The sequence below is a fragment of the Chromobacterium sp. CCUG 30098 genome, from assembly GCF_059916605.1.
Genome location: NZ_JAUCGS010000028.1, coordinates 1 through 827 on the forward strand (window position 1 = coordinate 1; position 827 = coordinate 827).

At 71.3% G+C, this 827-nt stretch carries 1 protein-coding gene; it reads left to right on the forward strand.

Translation table 11 applies throughout. The features are described from left to right. Nucleotides 1-827 (forward strand): AMP-binding protein (locus QUG03_RS23155; protein ID WP_500821116.1); only part of this gene is annotated, 827 nt, incomplete at both ends.

An 827-nucleotide genomic window follows, 5' to 3' on the forward strand; every position in this document is an offset into this window, starting at 1 on the left:
CCCCAAGGGCGCCGTCAACAGCCATCGCGCCATCGTCAACCGTCTGCTGTGGATGCAGCACGCCTACCCGCTGGCCGACGACGACGTGGTGCTGCAAAAAACCCCGTCCAGCTTCGACGTCTCGGTCTGGGAGTTCTTCTGGCCGCTGATCGCCGGCGCCTCGCTGCTGCTGGCCCGGCCCGACGGCCATCGCGATCCCGTCTATCTGGCCGAGCTGATCCGCCGCCGCGGCGTCACCACCCTGCATTTCGTCCCGTCCATGCTGGACGCTTTCCTGCAGGAACCCGCCAGCGCCGGCTGCGCCAGCCTGCGCCGCGTGCTGTGCAGCGGCGAAGCCTTGCCCGCGCCGCTGCTGGCCCGCGCCGCCCAGACGCTGCCCTGCCCGCTGCATAATCTCTACGGCCCCACCGAAGCCGCCGTCGACGTCACCGCCTGGACTTGCGATCCGACGCGCGACAGCCGCTCGGTGCCCATCGGCCATCCGATCTGGAACACCCAGCTCTTCGTGCTCGACGCCATGCTGCGGCCCTTGCCGCCCGGCATCCCCGGCGAGCTGTACCTGGGCGGCGTCGGCCTGGCCCGCGGCTATCTGCGCCGTCCGGCGCTGACTGCCGAGCGCTTCGTCGCCCACCCCTTCGCCGCCGGACAACGGCTGTACCGCACCGGCGACCGCGTCGTCCGCCGCGAGGATGGCGCGCTGGACTATCTGGGCCGCCTAGACCATCAGGTCAAGCTGCGCGGACTGCGCATCGAGCTGGGCGAGATCGAAGCCGCGCTGCTGGACCAGCCCGGCGTCGCCCAGGCCGTGGTCCTGATCCGCGAGGACG